The following is a 255-nucleotide window of genomic DNA, read 5'->3' as shown; positions in this document are numbered from 1 at the left end:
CAGCCAAAACGAGACTTAGAATAGAGAGATAATAAGAAGAAGAAAGAAAGTAAAGGATAAAGATAATAATTGAAGTGATATTTTTCTCAAGCCGTCAGGGCGATTAGTAATGGTTAGCTGAACGCCTTGCAGCGCTTACACATCCATCCTATCAAACTTGTAGTCTTCAAGTGCCCTGTGAGATTTCTCTCGGGGAAGTTCATCTTGGGATCAGTTTCCCGCTTAGATGCTTTCAGCGGTTATCTATACCGAACA

At 40.8% G+C, this 255-nt stretch carries 1 rRNA gene; it reads right to left on the bottom strand.

What is annotated here, in order from left to right:
- Positions 1-82: 82 nt before the first annotated feature.
- Positions 83-255: ribosomal RNA gene (locus tag GCL57_RS14700) — 23S ribosomal RNA — on the bottom strand; the annotation flags it as partial.

It is taken from the genome of Fluviispira multicolorata (assembly GCF_009208585.1).
GTDB lineage: Bacteria > Bdellovibrionota_B > Oligoflexia > Silvanigrellales > Silvanigrellaceae > Silvanigrella > Silvanigrella multicolorata.
This window is presented reverse-complemented; position numbering and strand designations above follow the sequence as displayed.